24 protein-coding genes are annotated in these 25,143 nt (G+C 30.8%); 20 read left to right on the top strand and 4 right to left on the bottom strand.

Annotated elements, in window-relative coordinates:
• Window positions 1-101: 101 nt before the first annotated feature.
• Together RMO70_RS04850 and RMO70_RS04845 are read left to right on the top strand one after the other, a co-directional pair.
• On the top strand, window positions 102-3,548 hold the full coding sequence (locus RMO70_RS04850) for a pyruvate carboxylase (RefSeq protein WP_310555288.1): 3,447 nt from the start codon (window positions 102-104) through the stop codon (window positions 3,546-3,548).
• 88 nt (window positions 3,549-3,636) lie between these two features.
• Window positions 3,637-4,689 carry a hypothetical protein gene (locus tag RMO70_RS04845; protein WP_310555287.1) on the top strand — a complete coding sequence of 351 codons (1,053 nt, stop codon included), beginning with the start codon at window positions 3,637-3,639 and terminating at the stop codon, window positions 4,687-4,689.
• On the opposite strand, the gene RMO70_RS04840 is transcribed toward RMO70_RS04845, so the two are convergent.
• Window positions 4,680-4,952, bottom strand: coding sequence for a DUF1294 domain-containing protein (locus RMO70_RS04840; protein WP_310555286.1), 273 nt, complete (start codon window positions 4,950-4,952; stop codon window positions 4,680-4,682). The genes RMO70_RS04845 and RMO70_RS04840 overlap by 10 nt on opposite strands.
• A gap of 105 nt (window positions 4,953-5,057) precedes the next feature.
• Here RMO70_RS04840 and RMO70_RS04835 point away from each other — a divergent pair, with 105 nt between their 5' ends.
• Genes RMO70_RS04835 through RMO70_RS04825 form a run of 3 tightly spaced genes read left to right on the top strand, consistent with a single transcriptional unit; the run spans window position 5,058 to window position 8,073 of the window.
• Window positions 5,058-7,184, top strand: a complete 2,127-nt coding sequence (locus RMO70_RS04835; protein WP_310555285.1) for a Tex family protein — start codon at window positions 5,058-5,060, stop codon at window positions 7,182-7,184.
• 20 nt (window positions 7,185-7,204) lie between these two features.
• On the top strand, window positions 7,205-7,510 hold the full coding sequence (locus RMO70_RS04830) for a DUF6922 domain-containing protein (protein ID WP_310555284.1): 306 nt from the start codon (window positions 7,205-7,207) through the stop codon (window positions 7,508-7,510).
• On the top strand, window positions 7,465-8,073 hold the full coding sequence (locus tag RMO70_RS04825; RefSeq protein WP_310555283.1) for a nucleotidyl transferase AbiEii/AbiGii toxin family protein: 609 nt from the start codon (window positions 7,465-7,467) through the stop codon (window positions 8,071-8,073). The genes RMO70_RS04830 and RMO70_RS04825 overlap by 46 nt, the downstream gene beginning before the upstream one ends.
• Before the next feature lie 94 nt (window positions 8,074-8,167).
• On the opposite strand, the gene tatA is transcribed toward RMO70_RS04825, so the two are convergent.
• Window positions 8,168-8,344, bottom strand: coding sequence for a twin-arginine translocase TatA/TatE family subunit (tatA, locus tag RMO70_RS04820; protein ID WP_310555282.1), 177 nt, complete (start codon window positions 8,342-8,344; stop codon window positions 8,168-8,170).
• 166 nt (window positions 8,345-8,510) lie between these two features.
• On the opposite strand from tatA, the gene RMO70_RS04815 reads away from it, so the two are divergent.
• The 10 genes from RMO70_RS04815 to RMO70_RS04770 all read left to right on the top strand — a co-directional run bounded on the left by RMO70_RS04815 (window position 8,511) and on the right by RMO70_RS04770 (window position 19,074).
• Complete coding sequence (locus RMO70_RS04815; RefSeq protein ID WP_310555281.1) at window positions 8,511-9,020, top strand: peptidase; 510 nt, start codon at window positions 8,511-8,513, stop codon at window positions 9,018-9,020.
• A gap of 107 nt (window positions 9,021-9,127) precedes the next feature.
• Window positions 9,128-9,961 (top strand): hypothetical protein, encoded by an 834-nt coding sequence (locus RMO70_RS04810; protein ID WP_310555280.1) that lies wholly within the window; start codon window positions 9,128-9,130, stop codon window positions 9,959-9,961.
• Window positions 9,962-10,461: 500 nt separating this feature from the next.
• The gene (locus RMO70_RS04805) at window positions 10,462-11,940 is read left to right on the top strand and encodes a GH3 auxin-responsive promoter family protein (protein WP_310555279.1); all 1,479 of its coding nucleotides are present in this window, start codon (window positions 10,462-10,464) and stop codon (window positions 11,938-11,940) included.
• Between the two features lie 5 nt (window positions 11,941-11,945).
• Window positions 11,946-12,809: a carboxypeptidase-like regulatory domain-containing protein gene (locus RMO70_RS04800; RefSeq protein ID WP_310555278.1), complete on the top strand. Its 864-nt coding sequence runs from the start codon at window positions 11,946-11,948 to the stop codon at window positions 12,807-12,809.
• A 43-nt stretch (window positions 12,810-12,852) separates the two neighbouring features.
• Window positions 12,853-14,541 (top strand): DUF6909 family protein, encoded by a 1,689-nt coding sequence (locus tag RMO70_RS04795; RefSeq protein ID WP_310555277.1) that lies wholly within the window; start codon window positions 12,853-12,855, stop codon window positions 14,539-14,541.
• A 6-nt stretch (window positions 14,542-14,547) separates the two neighbouring features.
• Window positions 14,548-15,099, top strand: coding sequence for a dTDP-4-dehydrorhamnose 3,5-epimerase (gene rfbC, locus RMO70_RS04790; RefSeq protein ID WP_310555276.1), 552 nt, complete (start codon window positions 14,548-14,550; stop codon window positions 15,097-15,099).
• On the top strand, window positions 15,093-15,953 hold the full coding sequence (rfbD, locus tag RMO70_RS04785; protein ID WP_310555275.1) for a dTDP-4-dehydrorhamnose reductase: 861 nt from the start codon (window positions 15,093-15,095) through the stop codon (window positions 15,951-15,953). Before rfbC ends, rfbD begins: the two co-directional genes overlap by 7 nt.
• Before the next feature lie 4 nt (window positions 15,954-15,957).
• Window positions 15,958-16,941: an SDR family oxidoreductase gene (locus tag RMO70_RS04780; protein ID WP_310555274.1), complete on the top strand. Its 984-nt coding sequence runs from the start codon at window positions 15,958-15,960 to the stop codon at window positions 16,939-16,941.
• A 5-nt stretch (window positions 16,942-16,946) separates the two neighbouring features.
• Window positions 16,947-18,305: an undecaprenyl-phosphate glucose phosphotransferase gene (locus RMO70_RS04775; protein ID WP_310555273.1), complete on the top strand. Its 1,359-nt coding sequence runs from the start codon at window positions 16,947-16,949 to the stop codon at window positions 18,303-18,305.
• Between the two features lies 1 nt (window position 18,306).
• Complete coding sequence (locus RMO70_RS04770; RefSeq protein WP_310555272.1) at window positions 18,307-19,074, top strand: glycosyltransferase family 2 protein; 768 nt, start codon at window positions 18,307-18,309, stop codon at window positions 19,072-19,074.
• Here the strand turns inward: RMO70_RS04770 and RMO70_RS04765 are convergent.
• The gene (locus RMO70_RS04765) at window positions 19,069-19,410 is read right to left on the bottom strand and encodes a helix-turn-helix transcriptional regulator (RefSeq protein WP_310555271.1); all 342 of its coding nucleotides are present in this window, start codon (window positions 19,408-19,410) and stop codon (window positions 19,069-19,071) included. The genes RMO70_RS04770 and RMO70_RS04765 overlap by 6 nt on opposite strands.
• A 153-nt stretch (window positions 19,411-19,563) precedes the next feature.
• On the opposite strand from RMO70_RS04765, the gene RMO70_RS04760 reads away from it, so the two are divergent.
• The 5 genes from RMO70_RS04760 (at window position 19,564) to RMO70_RS04740 (ending at window position 23,709) form a co-directional block, all read left to right on the top strand.
• Entirely contained in the window at window positions 19,564-19,719 is a 156-nt protein-coding gene (locus RMO70_RS04760) for a hypothetical protein (protein WP_310555270.1), read from the top strand.
• 180 nt (window positions 19,720-19,899) lie between these two features.
• The gene (locus tag RMO70_RS04755) at window positions 19,900-20,049 is read left to right on the top strand and encodes a hypothetical protein (RefSeq protein ID WP_310555269.1); all 150 of its coding nucleotides are present in this window, start codon (window positions 19,900-19,902) and stop codon (window positions 20,047-20,049) included.
• Between the two features lie 276 nt (window positions 20,050-20,325).
• On the top strand, window positions 20,326-20,958 hold the full coding sequence (locus tag RMO70_RS04750; protein WP_310555268.1) for a hypothetical protein: 633 nt from the start codon (window positions 20,326-20,328) through the stop codon (window positions 20,956-20,958).
• A 61-nt stretch (window positions 20,959-21,019) separates the two neighbouring features.
• Window positions 21,020-21,556, top strand: coding sequence for a redoxin domain-containing protein (locus tag RMO70_RS04745; RefSeq protein ID WP_310555267.1), 537 nt, complete (start codon window positions 21,020-21,022; stop codon window positions 21,554-21,556).
• 2 nt (window positions 21,557-21,558) lie between these two features.
• Window positions 21,559-23,709 carry a peptidase domain-containing ABC transporter gene (locus RMO70_RS04740; RefSeq protein ID WP_310555266.1) on the top strand — a complete coding sequence of 717 codons (2,151 nt, stop codon included), beginning with the start codon at window positions 21,559-21,561 and terminating at the stop codon, window positions 23,707-23,709.
• On the opposite strand, the gene RMO70_RS04735 is transcribed toward RMO70_RS04740, so the two are convergent.
• Complete coding sequence (locus tag RMO70_RS04735) at window positions 23,710-25,020, bottom strand: phenylacetate--CoA ligase family protein (RefSeq protein ID WP_310555265.1); 1,311 nt, start codon at window positions 25,018-25,020, stop codon at window positions 23,710-23,712.
• Between the last annotated feature and the right edge of the window lie 123 nt (window positions 25,021-25,143).

Genomic DNA, 25,143 nt, shown 5'->3' with positions numbered 1-25,143 from the left:
TTTCTATAATTTTAACTCTGTTTATTTAAATACAAGTTCTATAATAACACTTTAGCCTTTTTATTTTATAGTTTTGTGTCATACACAACATACAATTAAACATGTCAACAAATTTTATTATTAAAAAACTTCTCGTTGCAAATAGAGGAGAAATTGCTATTCGTGTATTTCGTGCTGCAACCGAATTAAAAATCGACACAGTCGCTATTTACACCTTTGAAGACCGTTATTCATTGCACCGTTACAAAGCCGACCAAAGTTTTCAAATAGGGGATGATACAGAATCGATTAAACCTTATTTAGATATTGAGGCCATAATTAAAGTGGCAAAAGAAAATCGGGTGGATGCAATTCATCCAGGATATGGCTTTTTATCAGAAAATGTTGCTTTCGCAAAAAGATGTTTGGAAGAGTCTATCGTTTTTGTGGGTCCAAGAGTTGAGGCGATGTTGCAACTTGGAGATAAAGTTGAGGCAAAGAAAGTAGCTAAAGCTGTTGGAGTTCCATTAATACAAGATTCTAAAATAATTCTTGAAACAGTTGAAGACGCCATAACCGAAGCAAATACAATTGGATTTCCAATAATGTTAAAAGCAGCAGCAGGTGGTGGCGGAAGAGGTATGCGTGTGGTTCATAGTAATGAAGAAATGAGAACCGCTTTTGTAAACGCAAAAAGTGAAGCTCTAAAATCATTTGGAGACGCCACTGTTTTTATTGAAAAATTTATTGATAATCCAAAACACATTGAAGTTCAGATATTAGGGGATAACTACGGCAATGTGGTTCATTTATTCGAAAGAGATTGTTCTGTACAAAGACGTTTCCAAAAAGTAATAGAAATTGCTCCTTCGATTTTAAAAACAGAAACAAAGCAAAAACTATATGAATATGCTATTAAAATAGCAAAGTACGTAAATTACAATAATGCAGGAACCGTTGAATTTTTGGTAGACAACAATGAAAATATTTACTTCATAGAAGTAAACCCAAGGATTCAAGTTGAGCATACTATAACAGAAGAAATTACTGGAATTGATATTGTTCGTTCACAAATAATTATTGCAGCAGGACATCCATTATCGCACAGCCAAATATTTATTCACAACCAAGAAGATGTGCTATGCAAAGGTTGGGCAATACAATGTAGAATTACGACAGAGGATTCTGAAAATGACTTCAAACCCGATTATGGAACCATAATAGCGTATAGAAACGCAGCAGGATATGGAATTCGTTTAGATGAAGGAAACTGTTATTCTGGAGTTACAATTTCTCCTTTTTTTGATTCTTTGTTGGTCAAAGTTTCTTCAAGTGGTCGGACTTTAAAAGGAGCTTCTGATAGATTAAGAAGAACTTTAGAAGAATTTAGAATCAGAGGTGTAAAAACCAACATTCCGTTTTTAACAAACGTAATGTCTAATGAAACATTTAGAAACGGAGAAGCAACGGTTAATTTTATTCCCCAAAACCCAGCTTTATTAGTTTCTCGTTATGAATATTCTAAAGACAGAGCTACAAAATTAATTAAATATTTAGCAGAAGTAAAAGTAAATGGACATCCAGATATTAAAAAAATAGATACAGATAAAATTTTTAGAAAACCACTAGTTCCCAGAGTTTTAGAATCAGAATATCCGAAAGGAACCAAAGACTTATTAAATGAAATGGGTAGAGAAAAATTCATCCAATACATTAAAAACGAGTCTAAAATTTTCTATACAGATACTACTTTGCGAGATGCACATCAATCGCTTTTTGCAACACGATTACGAAATTACGACATATTAAAAGTAACAGAAGGCATTGCAAAAAACTTTCCACAACTGTTTTCATTAGAAGTTTGGGGAGGTGCTACTTTCGATGTTACTATGCGTTTTTTGCACGAAGATCCTTGGGAGCGTTTGCGTTTAATTAGAAAAGCAGCGCCAAATGTATTGCTTCAAATGTTATTTAGAGGAAGCAATGCAGTAGGATATTCCGCTTATCCAGATAATGTTTTAGAACAGTTTATTATAAAAAGTGCCGAAAACGGTATCGATGTTTTTAGAATTTTCGATTCACTTAACTGGATTGAAGGAATGAAACAAAGTATAAAAGTTGTAAATGAAAAAACCAATGCGATAGCTGAAGCATGCATTTGTTACACAGGAGATATTTTAAATCCAAAACGACAAAAATTTAATTTAAAATATTATGTTGATTTAGCCAGAGAACTTGAAGCTGCTGGAGCTCACATGTTGGCCATAAAAGATATGGCGGGTTTATTAAAGCCTTATGCGGCAGAAGTATTAATAAAAGAACTTAAAAAACACATTTCAATTCCAATACATTTACACACACACGACACTTCTTCTATTCAATCTACAACATACCTAAAAGCAATTGAAGCTGGTGTAGATATAGTAGATGTCGCTTTAGCATCTATGAGTGGATTAACATCGCAACCAAATTTCAATTCATTAGTTGCGGCTTTAGAAGGTTCGGAAAGAGAAAACCCAATTAATCTTAAAAAATTAAATGAATATTCTAATTATTTTGAAGTTGTTCGAGAGTATTATTATCCTTTTGAAAGCGAATTAAAAGCCGGAACGGCAGAGGTTTACGATCACGAAATTCCTGGCGGACAATATTCTAACTTATTGCCTCAAGCAAGAGGTTTAGGATTAGAAGATAAATTTGAAACCATTAAAGAAAATTATGTTATAGTGAATCAATTGTTTGGAGACATTGTAAAAGTAACACCATCATCTAAAGTAGTTGGTGATATGGCTTTGTTTATGACATCAAACAGCTTAACGGCACAAGATATTTTCGAAAAAGGAGATACGCTTGCTTTTCCAGAATCAGTAAAACAACTATTTAGAGGAGATTTAGGGCAACCTTATGGCGGTTTTCCAAAGGAATTGCAAAAGCTTGTATTAAAAAAGGAATTACCATATACCGAAAAACCAAACGCACATTTAGCACCAATTAATTTTGAAGAGCAATTAAAGGAGTTGCATTTTAAATTTGATGATAAATTAACTACGGAAGATTTGTTGTCTTATATAATGTTTCCAAAGGTTTTTGAAGATTTTTATAACTTTAGAAAAGTTTTTGGTAGCGTCGAAAAATTACCAACACCTAGCTTTTATTATCCGTTAAAGTCAAACGAAGAAATTATAATAAATTTAGATTTAGGTAAAAACATTATAGTTAAGTTTAGATATATGGGAGAACCAAACGACGAAGGCGTTAGAGAAGTTTTCTTCCAGATTAATGGTCAAACCCGAAATGTTTTAGTAAAAGACAATGCTATAAAATCCCTAAAAAGCATTAATGTAAAAGCTAATGGAGAAAACGATATTGGAGCACCACTGCAAGGAAGTTTACTTAAGATTCTAGTTGCCGAAGGTGAAAAAATTGAAAAAGACACCCCTTTATTTATCATAGAAGCTATGAAAATGGAAACTACAATTTGTTCCCCTAAAAACGGAATAGTTTCTAAAATAATGTTAAACGAAAAAGCAATGATAGAACAGGGAGATTGTATAATTCAAGTCCAATAATTCAAGAAAAATTTTAAATATAATAAAGCTGTTTCATAATTGAAACAGCTTTATTCGTTAAATTTACAAATACATATTTATTAAAATAATGAATGATACTAAGCCACAACTAAAAAAACAGCATTATCCAATTAACAATCAGTTAAAAAGTTATCTTGAAAAATATAAAAGACTAACAAAAACAAATGTTTGTTACGATGATTTGTTGCGTTTTCAGGGAGGAATTTCCGTATATGACAAAAATAACAATGACACCTTGTGGAATAGAGTTTATTATAATGAATTTGAGAAAAAAGAAATAGATCTCAGTTTAAAAAAAATATACACACACCTACATTCTGATGGAAATGAAAGCAATATTCAATTTTTAAATGTAGATTATATCGATTTTTGCACCTTTGGAAATTCACAGCCATTTCGAGTTAAAATCAGAAACATTTTAAATGACAACTATACCCATTTTTATATAAAAAAGGCAGATGCTTCCCGTGTTTTTGGATTAGAACTAGAGCATATTTTGTCGCCAAATCGAATAAATTTTATTGTTTTTGAAGACACTCTAATCGAAGAACACATATTAGGAATTCCAGGAGATGTGTTTCTGCAAGAAAACATAAAAAACTGCAATGAACACGAAAAAGCCCAAATTGCTAAAGAATTTGTAAAATTTAACGAACGCTGTATGATAGGACTGCTTGGCGATATGCGCTCTTATAATTTTGTTATTATCCCTATTTATGATTTTGACCAAAGAGTTTTTAAAATTAGAGCAATTGATTTTGACCAACAATGTTATGAAGGTAGTTTTAAAAAGTATAAACCACATTTGTTTAAAGAAAATTATCCGTTTAATAAATTAGTAAAAGAAAAACTAAATAAAAACGCAATAGAACAATATCAAAATGAAGAACGTTCCATATTAGTAAAAAGGCTTTTGGATTCAGAAAAAAGAGTACAAGATTTATTATTAGCTATGAAATCCACTCCCCTAGCACCCATAGAACATATTAACCAACTCAAAGCAGAAGTGTATCAGTTTACTTTAGATTTAGGATTTAAAAAAGCAAAATCAATGGGAGAAATTGTAGAAGTAGCTTTAAATTTTATGAAGAGAAATTTTAGGAAAAACAGTTATGAATAATAATTCTTTAAATAATAAAGAACAATCAAAATTTGTACTATAGCAATACCATAAAAAGAATATAAAAATGATTTTTTTGCTATCTTATGCCTGAAGCCGAAAATTGCCAATCCAGAACCAATAACTCCTCCAAAAGCCACAATCGATAAAAGTGTTTTTTCAGCAATGCGATACTTTTGAGCAATAGCCATTTTTTTATCATACCAAATTAGAAAAAATCCAACAAGATTGATAACAAGAAAATAAATAAAAATTGTGAACATAAGTTTTTTGAATAGCTACAAAGATATTATTTTTGAGCCTAAAATTTGTCAATTTCGACTAAGGAGAAATCTAATATCAAAAAATCCTAATTCCTAAATTAATCAATGACCAATATACAATTCATAGCGAAACAAGTAGCAACCACGCCGAAAAATATCGAAGCAACCCTAAAATTACTTAACGAAGATTGCACGATTCCGTTTATTTCTCGATATCGAAAAGACGCAACAGGCAATTTGGATGAGGTTTTTATTGAACAAATTGCCAAACTCTCCAAAGAATACGATGTAATTGTAAAGCGTAAAGATGCCATCCTAAAATCTATAGACGAACAAAATGCCTTAACCCCAGAATTATCTAAAAAAATCACCGAAAGTTTCGATTTGCAAGAACTCGAAGATATTTATTTGCCCTACAAAAAGAAGAAAAAAACCCGCGCCGATGTGGCTCGTGAAAACGGATTGGAGCCACTAGCGCAACTGATTTTGGCTCAAAATAAAGACGATGTCGATTTCTTGGCAACTAAATTCATCAATAAAAATATCATCAATGAAGACGATGCTTTGCAAGGCGCAAGAGACATTGTTGCCGAATGGATCAACGAAAACATCTTTGTCCGCAAGCAATTGAGACGACTTTTTCAACGAAAAGCAATCATTGAAACCAAAGTTGTTAAAAAGAAAGCGGAAGAAGAAGGCGCAAAGAAATTCTCGCAATATTTTGAATGGTCCGAAAATTTAAGCAAAACACCATCGCATCGATTATTAGCAATGCTTCGAGCCGAAAACGAAGGTTTTGTGAAACTTAAAATAGAAGTTGATATTGACGAAGCCTACGATTTAATAGATGAAATTATCATAAAAAACAGTAATTCTCCATCTATTTCTCACGTGCAATTAGCCATTGAAGATTCGTATAAACGTCTGCTAAATCCTGCAATTTCAAACGAAGCTTTGCAAGAAGCCAAAGCCAAAGCCGATGTAACGGCAATCAACGTTTTCGCTACAAATTTAGGACAATTATTACTGGCGCCACCACTAGGCGAAAAGAGAATTTTAGCTATCGATCCTGGTTTTCGTTCGGGCTGCAAAATTGTTTGTCTCGATGAAAAAGGTGATTTATTGTACAACGAAACCATTTATCCACACGCACCACAGAACGAAGATGCGATGGCGATGAAGAAGATAAAATCGATGGTCAATGCTTATGCAATCGATGCAATTTCTATAGGAAACGGAACGGCTTCACGTGAAACCGAATTTTTTATCAAAAAAATAGCCTTTGACAAGCCAGTTCAGGTTTTCATAGTTTCTGAAGCAGGTGCATCGGTATATTCGGCATCAAAAATTGCGAGAGATGAATTTCCAAATTATGATGTTACGGTTCGTGGTTCGGTTTCTATTGGAAGACGATTGTCGGATCCGCTGGCAGAGTTGGTAAAAATTGACCCAAAAGCCATTGGCGTAGGACAATATCAGCACGATGTGGATCAAACAAAATTGAAAGAAGAGTTAGATAATACGGTTATCAGATGTGTGAATTCGGTGGGGATAAATATCAATACAGCGAGTAAACATTTGTTGAGTTATGTATCTGGAATTGGTGAAAAACTAGCCGAAAATATTGTGCAATATCGTTCAGAAAATGGCCCATTTGAAGACAGAAAACAACTCAAAAAAGTACCAAGACTAGGAGAAAAAGCGTACCAACAAGGCGTGGCTTTTATTCGAATTTCGAACGCTAAAAACCCGTTAGACAATTCAGCAGTACATCCAGAAGCTTATTCGATAGTTGAGAAAATGGCTAAAGATTTGAAACTTTCGGTTTATGATTTGATTGCCAATAAAGAAAAAACCGCTTTAATAAAACCTGAAAATTACATCACGCCAGAAATTGGTTTATTGACCTTAAAAGACATCATCAAAGAACTCGAAAAACCTGGATTAGACCCCAGAAAATCTGCTAAAGTTTTTGAATTTGACCCCAATGTAAAAACCATTAAAGATGTTCGAACAGGAATGATTTTACCTGGAATTGTCAATAATATTACGGCTTTTGGTTGCTTTGTCGATATTGGCACCAAAGAAAGCGGACTGGTCCACATTTCGCAACTCAAAGCAGGTTTTGTGAGTGACGTGAATGAAGTGGTCAAGTTACACCAACACGTTACTGTAAAAGTCGTTGAGGTTGATGAAGATAGAAAAAGAATTCAGTTGACGATGATTTTGTAAAAATCGTTACCTTTGTTTTGATGAAGAAAGAAATAACCATAAATGATTTTTCGAAATTCCTTTTTTGGGATGTAGATTTGAATGGATTTAATTTTGAAGAACACAAATCTCATCTTATACAAAAAGTTTTAGAGTATGGATTTATTACTGATTGGAATTTATTAAAAGAACTTTACGGTTTAGAAACCATAAAAGAAGTTTCTTTAAATTTAAGAAGCTTAGATGCCGTTACCCTTTCTTATTTATCTGCTATTTTTAAAATAGACAAAACTGAATTCAGATGCTACAAACACAGACAGTTGTACCTGAACTTATGGAACTCTTAAAAAAAATTATGTCTGAAAAATTGTTTTCAGATTTTAATTTGGTTGGAGTAACTTCATTAGCTTTACAAATGGGTCATCGAAATTCTATTGATATTGATATGTTTGGAAATTCAGAAATCAATTCAGAATTATTTATTGAAAAACTATCAGAATTTGGAGAAGTAAAAGTAGCACAAAGCACAAAAAATATTTTGACAACTAAAATTAACGATGTTAAAGTAGATTTTGTAAACTATAAATACCAATTACTTACAGAATGTTTGCATATTGAAAACATAAGAATGCTTTCTACCAAAGATATTGCCGCAATGAAATTAAATGCAATTGCAGGTAGAGGAAGCAAAAAAGATTTTATCGATTTGTATTTTTTATTGAATGAATTTTCATTGGAAGAAATGGTATCATTTTATGAAAAAAAATATAGTAATGGCTCCATTTTTATGGTCCAAAAAAGTTTAGCTTTTTTTGAAGATGCAGATTCTCAACTTCAACCTAAAATGTTCAAAGATTTCAACTGGGAAGATTGTAAGCAAAAAATTGTGGAAGAAGTTTTGAAACTTTAAAAAATAAATTCCGTAAAGATGAAAATAAAAAGCACAAAAAATCCCAAACGCATTTATTGAATTTGGGATTTATTTTTTTGTAACTAAAGAAAATTTATTCCTTCGTTTCTTCTTTTTTAGCATCTGCAGGTTGATCTCCTTTAGAAGCATCTTTAAATTCCTTGATTCCTGTTCCTAATCCTTTCAAAAGTTCAGGAATTTTTTTACCGCCAAATAATAATAAGACAATAACTAATATAACTATAATTTCGGTAGCACCAAATCTTCCCATTGTTTCTGTATTTTACGCTTTCGCAAATTCTTAATCAAAAAATAATACCACAAAGGTAAGTATTTTTAATAAACCGAGTAATTTTATAGCATAAAATTAACGTTGTCACTTTTCAAACAAAACAATTATAATAAATGTTTTATATTTGTTAGAAAGTTCCCTTTTTATGTCAGTAAAACGATTCAAACGCAAAGCCTTTCTCGATAAAATAACTACGAAGAACAGACTGGTTATTTTAAACGATGATACTTTTGAGGAAAAATTTTCTTTCAAACTCAATATCTTAAATGTGTTTCTTGTTGCTACAATAGGAGCTATTTTTTTAATTTCGGTAACAAGTTATATCATTGCATTTACACCACTTCGGGAGTATATTCCTGGGTATTCTTCTTCAGAATTAAAACAAAACGCATTGAATTTAGCCTTAAAATCTGATTCGTTAGAATTTGCTTTAAAGAAAAACGATGCTTATATCGAATCCGTAAAAAAAGTTTTGACAGGCGATTTAGAATATGCAAAAGTCAACAAAGACTCTATTATGGCTTCAGAATATGTAGATCCATCTGAATATAATTTTGATGCCTCGGAAGAAGAATTAGAATTAAGAAAAAAAATAGAGGCTCAATCGAAAGATATAAAAGAGCAGAAGTCAAAAACACACACTTCTCAGAATTAAAAGCTAACCGATTAAAATACCTGATTTTAGGTGTTTTAAATTTATTTCAAAAAAAACTTAAGATGCATTTTATAATGTTAAATAATAAACACAAAATACAAAAGAAAATGAAGCTTACAATTTTAATTATTTTATTAACAATTACAAGTAGTATATCTGCTCAATATACTCAGAGACTTAATAAAGAATGTCATTTTCTTTTACAACAATCCGATAGTATTTACAAAATAAATAAAGTAAAAAGCAGAATTACTTATCGTGTTGGTGAAAATTATTCTAATAAATTTACTTTTAATAATGAAGGAAAAGTTGTTGCAATTTTATTTCCTCCTAAAGGGAATTATTGGGAATTAAATACTGTTTTTAATTATGATATTTATGGAAGAATAACTAATATACGAGATGTTTATACTAAAAGTAAAAACAACAAATTTTATAGTGTTTTTGTTAAAGGTGATAAAGAACTTGAAGCAAAATTTGATGCTACACCCAACAATGTATTTATTAATTACGAATTGTTTTTTAGAAATGATACTATTACAAAAATTCTTAGAAAAAGTGAAGTTCGTAAAGTAAATACAGAATCTTATTATTCTAACAAAGGACTCAAACAAGTATTTATTGATAAAGATGAATACCCGACAAGTTTTATATGCGAATTTGTTCCTAAAAACACTTTCCAAAATTTACTATCTATTTTTGAGTATAATGAGACCCATGGAAAAAAAATAATTAAATATGAATATGCTTATGGTGAAAACAATCAGTTTATAACTAAAATGATTGTTAGAGAATACCTAATTCTTAAAGGAAAACCTGAAGATTATAAAACTCCTTTTAGTAATGATGAATATGTATTAGAATACAACAAAGTTGGATTATTAGTAAAAGTTAGTAGGAGGGGTTATTCTGTATACGAATATCGGTACGAGTATTTCTAACAAACTTAAGAATTAAAAAAGTTTTGATTATCCGTAGTTACTCATAATTCAAAAAGTATTATCTTCAGAAAAAAAGGAGAAGAATTAATTCAGTTTTACAACAAATTTTGGACGTGAAGAATCCTGTAGACTTTATTTTAAAAAAGAATCAGACATTGTTGGTTATGAAATTTATGATTTAATAGAAAAAAAATAGAATTCAACTCAGTCAGCATAAAACGCATCAATGTTGCTAATTTAAGTAAAGGCATTCACATTCTTAAACTATAGTCAACAAAAGGAGTTTTGAAAAGAAGATTTATCAAACAATAAAGCAAGCCCTTTATTTGTTAATTATACTTAAAAAACACGTATTATTTATATTATAATAATTCATAACAAATCCAAGCGTCCCATAAACAAAATGCTATGGGACTTTTTTATTGGTATTTAGATGTAAAGTATTATATTTACCGTATAATAAAGTCAATAATTTTACACCTTTTTAGGTAAAAATAAAGATGTCAGTAAAAACCTATTTTGCAAAACAATTCGCAAAAACAATTTATAAGAAAACCCAAAAATGGGCGCAAAATCCCATTGAAACGCAACAAAAAGTTTTTAAAAAATTAATTCGTCAAGCAGTAGTTACACAATTTGGAAAAGATCATTTTTTTAGCAGAATAAAATCATACGAAGATTTTCAGAACAATGTTCCTATTCGAGATTATGAAGCATTAAAACCGTATGTAGACAAAGTGGTGAAAGGGGAAAAGAATATTCTCTGGAAAGGAAAACCATTATATTTTGCCAAAACATCAGGCACAACTTCTGGTGCAAAATACATTCCGCTAACCAAACAATCAATGCCAACGCATATTAAAGCGGCTCGAAACGCCATTTTATCGTATATTTATGAAACTGGAAAGGCAGATTTTGTAGATGGCAAAATGATATTCTTGCAAGGAAGTCCAGTTCTTGAAGAAAAAAACGGAATCAAACTTGGACGTCTTTCAGGAATTGTAGCGCATTTTGTTCCAAAATATTTGCAAAAAAATCGAATGCCTTCTTGGGAAACCAATTGTATCGAAGATTGGGAAACCAAAGTAAATGCTGTTGTCGAAGAAACTTTCAACGAGAATATGACGGTAATTTCTGGAATTCCATCGTGGGTGCAAATGTATTTTGAAAAATTGTATCAGAAAGGGCAAAAACCAGTGGGTGAATTATTCAAAAACTTCAATTTATTTATTTATGGCGGTGTCAATTATGAACCCTATCGTGCCAAATTTGAAAATTTAATAGGACGAAAAGTAGACTCAATTGAGCTTTTTCCTGCATCGGAAGGTTTTTTTGCTTATCAAGATTCCCAGAAAGAAAAAGGAATGTTATTGCTGCTTAATTCAGGAATTTTTTATGAATTTATAAGATCAGACGAGTTTTTTTCCGAAAATCCAAAAAGACACACCATTGGAGAAGTCGAATTAAACGTAAATTATGTTTTAATTATTTCTACCAACGCAGGACTTTGGGCTTATAATATTGGTGATACAGTACAATTTACGTCATTAAAACCCTATCGAATTATAGTTTCAGGTAGAATTAAGCATTATATTTCAGCCTTTGGAGAACACGTAATAGGCAAAGAGGTAGAAAGTGCTTTGCAAGAAGCCGTCCAAAATACAAACATTCGTGTCAACGAGTTTACAGTGGCACCACAAATTACTCCAGATGCTGGATTACCTTATCACGAATGGTTTATTGAGTTTGAAAACGAACCCGAAAACCTAGAAGAATTTGCATTAAAAATAGATGCTTCGATGCGAAAACAGAATTTGTATTACGATGATTTGATAGAAGGAAATGTGTTAAGAACGGTAGTAATTACAAAAGTTACCAAAAATGGATTTCAGGAGTATATGAAATCTATTGGAAAATTAGGCGGTCAGAATAAACTTCCAAGGTTGTCAAATGATAGAAGTATTGTTGAAAAATTATAATAGGGATGATAAATAAAAAAATCATAGTATTTCTGTTTTTTGTAAGCTTTTCAATTTCAGCACAAATAAAAGGAATTGTTGTAGATCAATACAACAACCCTATTGCGTATGTTAACGTTTCGGTTGAAAATGAAAACATAGGCACTTCAACAGAAGAAAACGGTCAATTTGTAATCAATGTAAATGATAAAAATAAGAATTTGGTTTTTTCTGCTTTGGGGTTTGAACAGAAAACAATTAAAGCTACTGAAGCTGAAATCGTTAAATTAAACGCTGTGACTTATGAGTTAAACGAAGTGGTTCTTTCAAATAAAAAAGAAACAAAAAAAATAGAAATTGGTCAAACAGAAAATCAAATTTATCAAGCATTTGACAATGGACCAAGAATGGACGCTAAATATTTCCAATATAATCCATCGTATAAAAAAACTAGATTTATCAAACAAGTATCTGTTTATACGGATAGTAAAATAGAAGAAGCAAGTATTAAAATTCATTTTTACGATGTTGATTCAACGGGATTCCCAGGAAAAGAATTATTGGATAAAAACTTTATAGTTTCTGTAAAAAAAGGACAAAGAAGAACTATTTTTAATGTTTCAGACTTTAATCTATCAATAGCAAAAAAAGGAATTTTTGTAGGGGTAGAACGATTGATTATTGAAAAAAATAAGTTTCAAAAAACAACGACAGATTTAATTTCAAAAACCACAAAAACGCAAAACACGTATTTTCCAATTATTCTTTGTGCCTATGTAGAAAGACCTTTTCTCTGGACTTTTTATGGCGGAAAATGGAATAAGTTAAGAAGTAAAACGCCAAATACAAAAGTATTTGAACCAGCAATAAATCTCATTTTAACCAACTAAAAATAAAAACAGTACCTTTGTTGGTTATAAAATAAAAATTTTAATGAAAGAAATTAAAAACATTTCGCGCTCAAGAGCGCAAGAATCGTCGGCTGCTATCGAACGATTGTACATCACAATGCGCCATTTATTCAACCGTGGTTTCTATAAACCAATGGGTGTATCAGGCGACACATTACGAGAAGCATTACTAGCATTGCGTCCAGAAATTTATGGATCTATTGCCGAAGAAAAAGTTGAACTCAACGGATTATTATATGTTATTGAGCGATTACCAATTGGGATTGAAGAGTGTCGATACATCAATTTAACGTCTGATGAAGGGTATTCTAATTCGCATTTTCAAGCGATTGTTCCACCCAAACGTAGAAGAAATTGCTACCGCATTGATGAAGAACAAATGAATGTTGAAATTACCCGAGGGCGTTCGGATATTTATGATATTTTGACGCATTTGACATTTATTTTTATTGAATCCCACAAAATTAAAAACAGGGTTCTTATTGATGATGAAGGCAAAGTTTCCCGTGATTGGTTAAAACTGGAACAAGCTGCTTTACAAAGTAAAAAATTACCTTTAATAGAAAGAGAAAAAGCAATATCACACGCAGCTAATGTGTTAGGAAGAACATTTGCTGAGGTTTCTGCAATTTATGATGATTTTTCAACCCCATCAACCCCAGATCGTTTTTTGGATATTGTATATTGGTTGGGAAAAATTGCCATAGAAGAAGTGTTGGACAACAATAAAAGAACCATTACTTTTAGTCCTATTTTAAGAGAACGATTAGGGCATCATATTCACGGAGAGGTTTGGGCCACAAACATTAAAGAAGTTTTAGATAAAAATAATTTATTGACAAGACCTATTCATATTATTAGTGCTAATATGCACAGTGTGATGAACTCCATTTTTGCCACTACCGTTTTGAAAACAAAGTTCAAAGACAAATCTGATTTCTTTATTTATGAAGAATTAAGCAAATCTGGAGCACACGATGTTCGTTCTAAAGTAGAAGAAGTAGCTTTGAAACACGGTATGTTTTCTTTACCAGACACTTCAGGAACTAATATTGACGTTCAAATATTTGATACTTCCAAAATTGATTGGGCAAAATCATCTTTTCCTAAATCAAAAATAGGCAAAGAAGCACCAGTTTTAATCGTTATGGATTATGCTTTTGGAGAGCAAGCCTTTGAAACTATTGATGAATTATTAAAACCGTACAAAAAAGAAAACAATACTATTTTCCTAAATGTAGAATCGGTTTCTATAATGGGAAAAGCAGGCATTTTACAAGGCGGAAAAGGCGATATTATGATTCCTAATGCTCACATCAATGAGGGAACCGCTGACAATTATCCGTTTCATAACGAATTGACACCACAAATGTTTGAAGGAAATGATATTCCAGTTTTTGCGGGTCCAATGATTTCTGTTCTAGGAACCTCATTACAAAATAAGGATTTGTTGAAGTTTTTTCACGAATCTACTTGGGGAGCAATAGGGTTAGAAATGGAAGGCGCTTATTATCAAAAAGCAATTCAATCGGCATCAAAAATAAGAAAGAGTATTAACGAAGATGTTAAAGTACGTTATGCGTATTACGCTTCGGATAACCCTCTAGAAACAGGAAGTACACTGGCTTCTGGTGGATTAGGAACAACAGGTGTGAAGCCAACGTATTTGATTACCATTAAAATATTAGAACAAATTTTTAACGTTAAATAATTTTAAATGAATTTTATACCAACTCATTTATCAGGCTGTTTTGTACTAGAACCTAAAGTTTTCAAAGACGAAAGAGGCTATTTTATGGAAAGTTTCAATGAAACTACTTTTAATAATGCTGTGGGTCAAAAAGTACATTTTGTACAAGATAACCAATCGTTCTCCTCAAAAGGCGTTTTACGTGGTTTGCATTATCAAACCGGCGAATTTGCTCAGGCAAAATTGGTTCGTGTTTTGGAAGGAGAAGTACTTGATATTGCTGTCGATTTGAGACCGGAATCGTCAACATACGGTCAGTCATTTTCGATTTTATTATCAGCTGAAAATCAAAAGCAATTGTTTATTCCACGTGGATTTGCTCACGGATTTTTAGTAACCAGCGAAACGGCTATTTTCTTTTATAAATGCGATAATTTTTATAACAAAGATTCTGAAGGAGGATTAATATATAATGATCCAGCATTAGGAATCGATTGGAATTTCCCAGAGGAAAAACTCATAATTTCAGAGAAAGATGTTGTTTTACCAACACTAGAAAACGCTAAGAAAGTATGGTAGTTTTAGTAACAGGAGCATCAGGTCAATTAGGACAATCATTACAACACATTGCTCCAGATTACAGCGATTGTGAATTTGTTTTTGCATCCTCGCAAGATTTAGATATTACAAATCAAGAGCGTGTAAATTCTTTTTTTAAAAGCAATAAAATTGATTTTTGTATCAACGCCGCAGCTTACACCGCAGTGGATAAAGCAGAAACAGAATTTGAAAAGGCAGAAGCCATTAATGTTCTTGGATCCAAAAACCTAGCTGTTGCTTGTAAAAACAACAGTGTAAAACTAATACATATTTCTACTGATTTTGTTTTTGACGGTACATCAAACAAACCGTATTTAGAAACAGACATTACGAATCCATTGGGAATTTATGGACAAACAAAATTAGATGGCGAAAAAGCCATTTCGGAAAACTTAAAAGAACATTTCATAATTAGAACCTCTTGGGTGTATTCCCAATTTGCGAATAATTTTATGAAAACAATGTTGCGATTGGCTTCTGAAAGAGATAGTTTGAGTATTGTTAGCGACCAAATAGGATCACCTACAAATGCTGTGGATTTAGCCAATGCGATTATGCAAATAATTTTAAAATCGAAAATCGAAAATCCCAAATCCCAAATAGAGTACGGTATCTATAATTTTAGTAATGAAGGAACAGCCAGTTGGTTTGATTTTGCACAAGAAATATTTAGGGTAAATAATGTAACTATTGATTTAAAACCGATTCCAACCGAAGCATTTCCTACGCCTGCAAAACGACCAAAATATAGTGTTTTAAACAAATCAAAAATCAAGACCGCTTTTGGAATAGAAATTAAAGACTGGAAGGAATCACTATTGCAAACCCTATAAAAAAATGAAAAGAATTCTAATAACTGGAGCAGCAGGATTTTTAGGTTCGCATTTGTGCGATCGCTTTATTAAAGAAGGTTACTATGTAATTGGAATGGATAATTTGATTACAGGCGACTTAAAGAACATTGAACATTTGTTCAAACTGCAAAACTTTGAGTTTTATCATCACGATATATCAAAATTTGTTCACGTTCCAGGTGATTTAGATTATATTTTGCATTTTGCATCACCAGCAAGTCCAATAGATTATTTAAAAATTCCAATTCAAACCCTAAAAGTAGGCTCGTTAGGAACACACAATTTGTTAGGATTAGCAAGAGTAAAAAAAGCTAGAATTTTAATCGCTTCCACATCCGAAGTATATGGAGATCCATTAGTACACCCACAGACTGAAAGTTATTATGGAAACGTAAACACCATAGGTCCAAGAGGTGTTTATGACGAGGCCAAGCGTTTTCAAGAATCCATCACGATGGCTTACCACCGTTTTCACGGACTGGAAACTCGAATAGTTCGTATTTTCAATACGTACGGTCCTAGAATGCGTCTTAATGATGGTCGGGTAATTCCTGCTTTTATAGGTCAAGCATTGCGTGGTGAGGATTTAACTATTTTTGGAAATGGGCTTCAAACACGCTCTTTTTGTTATGTGGACGATCAAGTTGAAGGTATCTTTAGATTGTTGCATTCTGATTATGTTGAACCCGTAAACATTGGAAATCCTGATGAAATAACGATTAAAGATTTTGCAGAAGAAATCATAAAACTTACTGGAACCCATCAGAAAATTGTGTACCACGATTTGCCTGAAAATGATCCTTTGCAACGTCAACCAGACATTACTTTAGCTAAAAAATTGTTAGGCTGGGAAGCTAAGGTTTCCCGCTCTGAAGGAATGAAGATTACCTATGAATACTTCAAAGCACTACCTAAATCGGAACTTTTAAAAGAAGAACATAAGGATTTCTCTGGTTATATTCATTAAAAAAAATGTCAAAAGGAAGATATTCGAAATACATTAGACCCATTAGTATTACCATAGACTGTGTAATACTAGTTGTTTTGTCTGTTTTCTTTTTAGAAGAATTTCCAATATCGTTGCCTTATTTTTTAGTTTATGAAGTAATTTCTTGGTTAGCATTGGCTTATTATATTGGTTTTTACGAAGTATATCGTTTTACAAAACCTACCGAAATAATGACATTATTGTTTAAACAATTGTTTTTATTTTCGTTAATAATCATTGCTTTTTTTTCCATAACACGTGAAATAATTTTTAGCTTTAAATACTTATTATCTTTTATAGCTTTAACTTTTGTGTTGATTACAGTGTTCAAATCACTACTTTTCTATTACCTAAAAAAATACCGAATTGTTTTAGGAGGAAACTACAGGAATGTAATTATTATTGGATACACCAAAAGTTCAAGAAACCTTCAAAAATTATTTCAAAATCGTTCTGATTACGGCTATCATTTCAAAGGTTTTTTTTCAGATAAAGTTAAGACTGAGGAAGTAATAGGAACAATTTCCGAGATAGAAACATTTGTGTTAAACAATAAGATTGATGATATATATTGTGCATTGAAAGAACTTTCAAACCATCAGCTTAAAGATTTAGTGGAATTTGCAGATTACCACAAAAAAACAATCAAATTCATTCCAGAGTCTAATGAAATTTATGCTAAAAATTTAAAAATAGATTACTACGAGTTTTTCCCCATACTTTCGTTAAAAAGAACACCACTTAACGAACCTTTATTAAAGTTTTCTAAACGATTGTTTGATTTATTATTTTCTCTATTTATTCTGTTTTTTATAATGTCTTGGTTAGTTCCTATCATAGCTATTTTGATTAAATTGGAATCAAAAGGCCCTGTTTTTTTCAAACAAGGGCGGCCAGGACTTGACGAAAAAGAGTTTTTTTGTTACAAATTTAGGTCTATGAAAATCAATGATAAAACAGAAGAATCTGTAACCAAAAATGACCCAAGAATAACCAAAACAGGTGCTTTTTTAAGAAAAAGCAGTTTTGACGAATTGCCTCAATTTTTTAATGTTTTTCTAGGAGATATGTCCATTGTTGGACCAAGACCTCATTTATGGTCACACAACAATGAATACCAACTCAAAATTAAAAAATACAATTTTCGTTTGCATATAAAACCAGGAATTACGGGACTTGCTCAAGTAAAAGGGTTTAGAGGCGAAATTGAAACCGATGACGAAATGATTAATCGCATCAAATATGATTTGTTTTACATTGAAAATTGGTCTTTGTTATTAGATCTAAAAATTATTTTTTTGACGGTAATTAATATTTTTAAAGGACAAGAAAAAGCCTATTAGTATGAAGGAACTTGTTTCAATAATTACGCCAACATACAATTCTGAAAAGTTCATATCAGCTACCATTCAATCGGTTCAATCACAAACCCATTCCAACTGGGAAATGATTATTGTGGACGATTGTTCTAGCGATAAAACAATTGAAAGTATTCAAAATTTTATGGAAGACGACCATCGAATTCACTTAATACAGTTGTCTAAAAACGGAGGTGCTGGTGTAGCTAGAAACACCGCTTTAAATGTTGCTATTGGAAAACATATCGCTTTTCTAGATGCCGATGATTTATGGAAACCAAAAAAACTAGCCACACAATTGGCGTTTATGCAAAACAATAATTTGCCGTTCACGTTTTCTTTTTATGATTGTATCGATGAAGGCGGTAATTTGTTAAACAAACGAGTAGAAGCACCAAAAACAGTAAGCTACAAACAATTGTTTTTTTGTAATTATGTAGGCAATCTTACAGGAATTTACAACAGTGAATATTTTGGAAAAATAGCCATTTCTTCCAGCAGAAAAAGACAAGATTGGATGGTTTGGCTCACACTATTAAAAAAAATAAAAACCACACAACCCGTTCCAGAAAGTTTAGCATTCTATAGAGTAAGAGAAGACTCTATTTCTGCTTCAAAAGGCAGTTTAGTAACGCATAATTATTCGGTGTACCGACAATTTCATAAATTGAATGTTGTGGTTTCACTATTTTGTATGATAGGTTTTTTGTTCACACAACTTGTTGTGAAACCTTTGTATGTAAAGAAATTATAACACTTTAGACTTTAAATCTGCAATAATTTCATCTTTTTCTTTCAATCGAAGTTCGTATTGCTCAATAAGTTTTTCTGATAGTTGATTGATGACCAAACCATTATTATCACCCTTTTTATTTTTTTGATTAAAGACGAATCCATCTTCTTTCAAAAGGTCCAAAACATCAATTTCATAAATGCTAGCAATTTTTTCGACAACTTTCAAGTCCAATTTTCCTTTGTTGTTTTCTAGATTGGAATAAGTTGCTTGAGGAATTTTGAGTAAATCAGCAATTTTTTCTTGAGTAAAACCTTTTTCCGCTCGAAGTGTTCTTAATCTTTTACCTATTTCCATAAAAATTTTAATTTTAAGTCGCTGACCAATAAACGTTAACAAAAAACACTATAAAATATTTTGCAATATAATAAATTATCTGTTATTTTGATAAGTGTTTGATGTTGATTTTTTCATTTTTGTACTTGTTTAACAAATAAAAACTTTAAAATTATGAAAAAATTAGAATTAAATCAGATGGAAAACCTAGAAGGCGGAACAATGATGAGAGATTGTTTGCTTCGTGGTATGGGTCTCGCAGTTTGTGTTGGTTGTGGTTTTTGGCCTGGAGCGGTTGCAATTGGTGCTACTAGTGGACATTGCTACTAAAAATATAAATTAAAATAATTATGACGAATTTAAAATTAAGTTTAATTGCTTCTACATTATTAATATTTGCTGGAATATTGTCGCATTATTATAATTTATTCACGAACAGAACGATTATCGACGTATTTTTTCTATTGTCTTTTATAATCAACTTTAATGCTGTAATAGCACTACACAAAAATGAAAAAAATAAATAGATTAGATTTAGAAAAATTAACTGGAGGAACAATGAGTCCTCTAAAGTGTTTTGGACTTGGTATGTTAATTATTGGTTGGGCTCCAGCAGGAGCAGTTTTTTCAAGCTCCATAGCGGAATGCTGGAATAATTAAAATAAATGAAAATAAAAAAATTAGAATTAAGGAATTTACTTAGTATTATTTTTGTCCTAAGCTTTATTGTAAATAGGGTATTTAAAATTTGTCCTGAAATAAATAATTTTTTAATTTTTGGTTTTGTTTTAACATTGGTCGTACCTGTTATTGAAAAGCAAAACCCTTTCAAAACTAGACTTCGTAATTAAAAATTTTTTTTACCGTCTTAAAACTTTAGGAGTAGCAATTTAAAATTGCTACTCCTTTATAAATTCACATAACAGTATTAAAATAATGAAAAGTACTTTCATAAAGTACCTAGTGCTTACTCTTGCCCTAATCCTAGTAACAGAAATAACCAAAAAGGTTCTTAATTTTGACAAATTGCTCTATACTTCTCTAGCTGAAAAACTCACATCATCTCAAATAGAAAGTTTTTTCGATTTACAAGACAAATGGAAGTGGATTTCTTATTCCTTCTTTCCTGTTTATGTCTTAATCAAAACTATTTTGATTGCTAGTTCCGTTTATATAGGCGTTTTCTTTTTTAGCAAAAAAGAGATTTCGTTCCAATCTGTTTGGGATATAATTCTTAAAGCAGAATTTATATTTTTGTTAGTTCCTGTTTTCAAAATCGTTTGGTTTTACTTTTTTCAAATTAATTATACTTTAGAAGATTTTCAATATTTCTATCCATTGTCCGGACTAAACATTATTGGTTATAACGGTTTAGAACCTTGGTTTATTTATCCTTTTCAAGTACTTAATTTTTTTGAGATGGCTTATGTAATTTATATAGCAACTCTTGTGGGGAAAATTACGGATTCAACCACTGAATATGGTTTAAAAATAGTTGGATACAGTTATATTCCAAGTATGATTCTTTGGATTACTGTTGTTATGTTTTTTATGCTTAACAACTCCTAAAATTTAAGTTTGTTACAAAACGCTCATTTAATTTATCAAACGTGTAAAAGCTTAATTAAAAATGAAAAAATATATAAAAATAATAATACCACTTGTTGTATTATCATTATTAGTCTTTATTGGCTATAAAGTTTCAAATAAAATAAACCATAAAAAAGAAATTGCTGAACGTATTAAAACAATGCCTTCCTTTGAGTATAAAACACTTGAAAATAGCACTTTCAACAATGATAATTTGAGTAAAAATAAGGCTACTGTTTTTATCTATTTTAATACTGAATGTGATTTTTGCAATGAAGAAGCGATAATGATTAAACAAAATATCAATAAGTTTAATTCGGTTCAATTGTTATTTATTTCATTCGAGAACACAGAAAAAATTAAAGTATTTGCACAAAAACACAAACTATTAGGTTATGATAACGTTACTTTTATTTTTGATTCAAAAGCTACTTTTTCTAGCACATTTGACGTTAAGTCTATTCCTAGTTTAGTTATCTACGATAATAATAAACAACTTATTAAGATACTAAAAGGTCAAACAAAAATAAATAAAATTATTCGATTACTAAATCCCCCAACCTCCCCGAATAATTAAAGATGAATTTAAAATTAATACAAAAAACACATACTTTACAACTCGACCAATCAGATTGTGGAGTTGCTTGTTTATTATCCATAATTAAACTTAATGGTGGCAATGCAACTATTGAAATACTTCGACACTTGAGCGGTACTTCTCGCGAAGGCACAACAATGTTGGGTTTATATCAAGTTGCAAATAAACTTGGATTTTCAGCTGAAGGATGTGAAGCTGATATGCAAGCATTAAAAGACCATGGAGAACCAGTAATTCTCCATGTTTTGATAGAAAATCAATTGCAACATTATATGGTCTGTTATGGTTTTTCTGAAAATCAAGGGTTTACAATTGGTGATCCAAGCAAAGGAGTTTATAATTTATCAGAAATAGAATTAGATAAAATATGGGTTTCTAAAAGCTGCTTAACTCTGTCACAAAACAAGCAATTTGTAAAAAAAGACGACTCATCTAAATCACAAAAACAATATTTTTTGGAATTGCTTAAAAACGATTACAAAATTTTATCCTTTAGTATTATAATTGGCTTTTTTATTGCGGGTTTAGGTATGGCAATGTCTATTTTTTCTCAAAAATTAATTGATGATATCTTACCGTCTAACAACATTAACAAATTAATTACAGGAATTATTCTTTTAATAGTTTTGCTTTTAGCAAGAGTTGGTTTTATGATTTTACGTGAGTTTTTCCTTTTAAAACAGTCACAAGATTTTAACAATAGAATAAATGCTGGTTTTTATTCCTCATTATTACATTTACCAAAGTCTTTTTTTGATACAAGAAAAATCGGTGAACTTGTAGCTCGTTTAAATGACACACAACGCGTGCAACGTGTCATAAAAACACTAGCAAGCAATTTTGTTATTGATATACTGGTTTCTTTAGTTTCAATTGTTTTTTTGTTTATATATTCTTGGAAAGTAGCTATTATTGCTTTAATTAGTTTACCAATCTATTTTTATATCATTTACAAGAATAATAGAAAAATAGTAGCTTCACAAAATGAAGTTATGCAAGGTTATGCTTTTACAGAAAGCAACTATATTTCAAGTATGCAAGGGATTGCAACTATAAAAAATCATAATCGTCAAGATGTTTATAGTAAAATTAACGAATCTATTTTTAATAAATTTCAAGAAAAAACGTTTTGTCTAGGCAAAATTAATATTCAATTATTAGGACAATCTGGTTTTTCTAGTGTTGTTTTTTTAATTGGAATTCTTATTTACACCTCCATAGCGGTTTTTAATAAAGAAATGAAATTAGGTGAACTAATGGCGATTTTAGGAATTTCAGGTTCTCTATTACCATCAATAGCTAATTTAGCACTAGTTTCAATTCCAATAAATGAAGCAAAAATTGCATTCAAGAGAATGCTTGAATTCTCATCTTTAGAAAAAGAAAACGAGCAAGGTATTGAATTACAAAATTTAAATAAAATAGAAATACAAAATCTATCATTTTGTTTTGCAGGAAGAAGCGAATTGTTTTATGATGTAAATATTACAATCGAAAAAGGAAAACTCTCAGCTATTGTTGGAGAAAGCGGTTGTGGTAAAAGTACTTTAGGGCAGATATTGCAACGTTTTTATGGTTTTGAGAACGGAAAAATCACTGTAAACAATCAATATCAGTTTTTAGAAATAGGATTAAAAAATTATAGAGACCTAATTGGGGTGATTCCGCAAGAAATAATAATTTTTAGTGGGAATGTTATAGATAATGTTTTGTTGGGTAAAGAAGAAAATCCAGAAAAATTATTGCTGTTTTTTCAAGAATTTGGTTTTGATTATTATTTTAATCAATTGCCACAAGGTTTGGCAACAATTTTAGGTGAAGAAGGGATTAATTTATCAGGCGGACAAAAACAAATAATAGCATTAGCTAGAGTTTTATATAAAGAACCACAATTTTTAATTCTTGACGAAGCTACGGCTGCAATGGACAGAAATACTGAAAAATTTACACTTGAACTATTACAGAAAGCAAAAAAAAATTGCGCCATATTGTTTATTTCTCATAGATTAAATATTTTGAAAAGCATAGCAGATTCAATTTATATTCTTGAAAACAAAACTATATCAGAATCAGGAGATCATAATAAATTAATGGAAACTAATAATTTTTACAGTAAATATTGGAACGAATAATTATAACAACGACTTAAATTGCTTCAACTTACCACTTTTTTCTCTTTCTAGTTTTGATTTTCGGGTAAAAACATACTTTAAATTAGGCTCTAAAAAAGCAGTAAATGTCGATTTTATTTTTTCCAATTCATATCCAGAAAGCTCATTTTCACTGGAATATTCTATTTCGAAAGTGTCCAAATGGGTTTGAATAATTTTAAATTCCTTGACATTTCCATCATCATCAAAAAGTTTTTTGGTAATAGAATAAAAAATCATTCCAGGCGATTTTTTCCCACTTGGTAGCAGAGCAACATCATTAGTCCGACCAATTAATTTTCTTAAAATGGGATTTTGTAATGTGCTTTTTTCATCAAGAATACCATAATCGCCTACATCATATCTAATCATAGGATGTGCCTTATTGTAAAGCGAAGTAACCACAATTCTGCCTTCTTTTCCATAAGGTAAAACCATATTGTTGTCATCAAGAATTTCTACAAAAAGGGTCTCCGAGTTTATTTTCCAAATTCCATCAGGATTTTCAAAAGCTATAATTTCCAATTCAGCAGAACCATATTCGTTTACAATAGGAATTCTAAATCGTTCTTCAAGCAGTATTTTATCTTGTTCAAAAAGCATTTCAGAGGTCACAATACAAACCTTCAGAGTTGGGCAAATAGTGTTTAAAAACAGGTTGTTGCGTTCTAAATAACGGGCTAATAAAACAATAGAACTCGTATATCCATTGATATAATCAAATTTTGTAGTTTCAAATTTTTTAATCATTTTTTGAATGCCTTCATCAGAAAAATCGAAAATATTAAAACGAAAACGATTGCTAAAAAAATCCTTAATACGAAGTTTTTTATTGGAAATAAAATCCAAAGGCATTCCGTAAAACCGAGCTTGAAACGAATGATTAAAATCGATTTTATACCACGCAAAACGGCGCATAATATTTGCCCAAATTAGTGCGTGACAATAGTTGTCTTTTGCAAAAACAAAAGGATCACCGCTGGAACCTGAGGTTTTATTTATGTAGCTATTTTTTAGGTTGTATCCTTTTGAAAGTCTTTCTTTTAATGGTTTTTGAAGGTTTTTTTTATGTAAAACAGGCAAATCCTCCCAAGATTTAATAGGTTCTGAACCTACTAACTCACAATAAAAAGGATTATTTTTCAAATGAAAGGCTACAATTTCTTTCTTTTTAGCTTCTAAAAAAGTGAAGTAATCAGTTTCAGATAAAAGGACAGTTTTTTCTAAATCTCTTTTGGCTTTCTTAATTGGAAAACCATTTAGTAGAAGCGTTAAATCGAATAGTTGGAACATTAAAAATAAATTTTATCAAAAATAATAAAAGAAAATACACTTTCGACTTAATTTTTTGCAAGAATCCCTTTTACCCAAATTCAAAACAACCTACTTTTGCAAAACAACAGAATCTGAAACAAG

This window comes from Flavobacterium sp. (assembly GCF_031422135.1).
In the GTDB taxonomy this organism is placed as follows: Bacteria; Bacteroidota; Bacteroidia; order Flavobacteriales; family Flavobacteriaceae; genus Flavobacterium.
The sequence above is the reverse complement of the archived record's forward strand: the minus strand, read 5'-3'. Positions and strand labels throughout refer to the sequence as shown.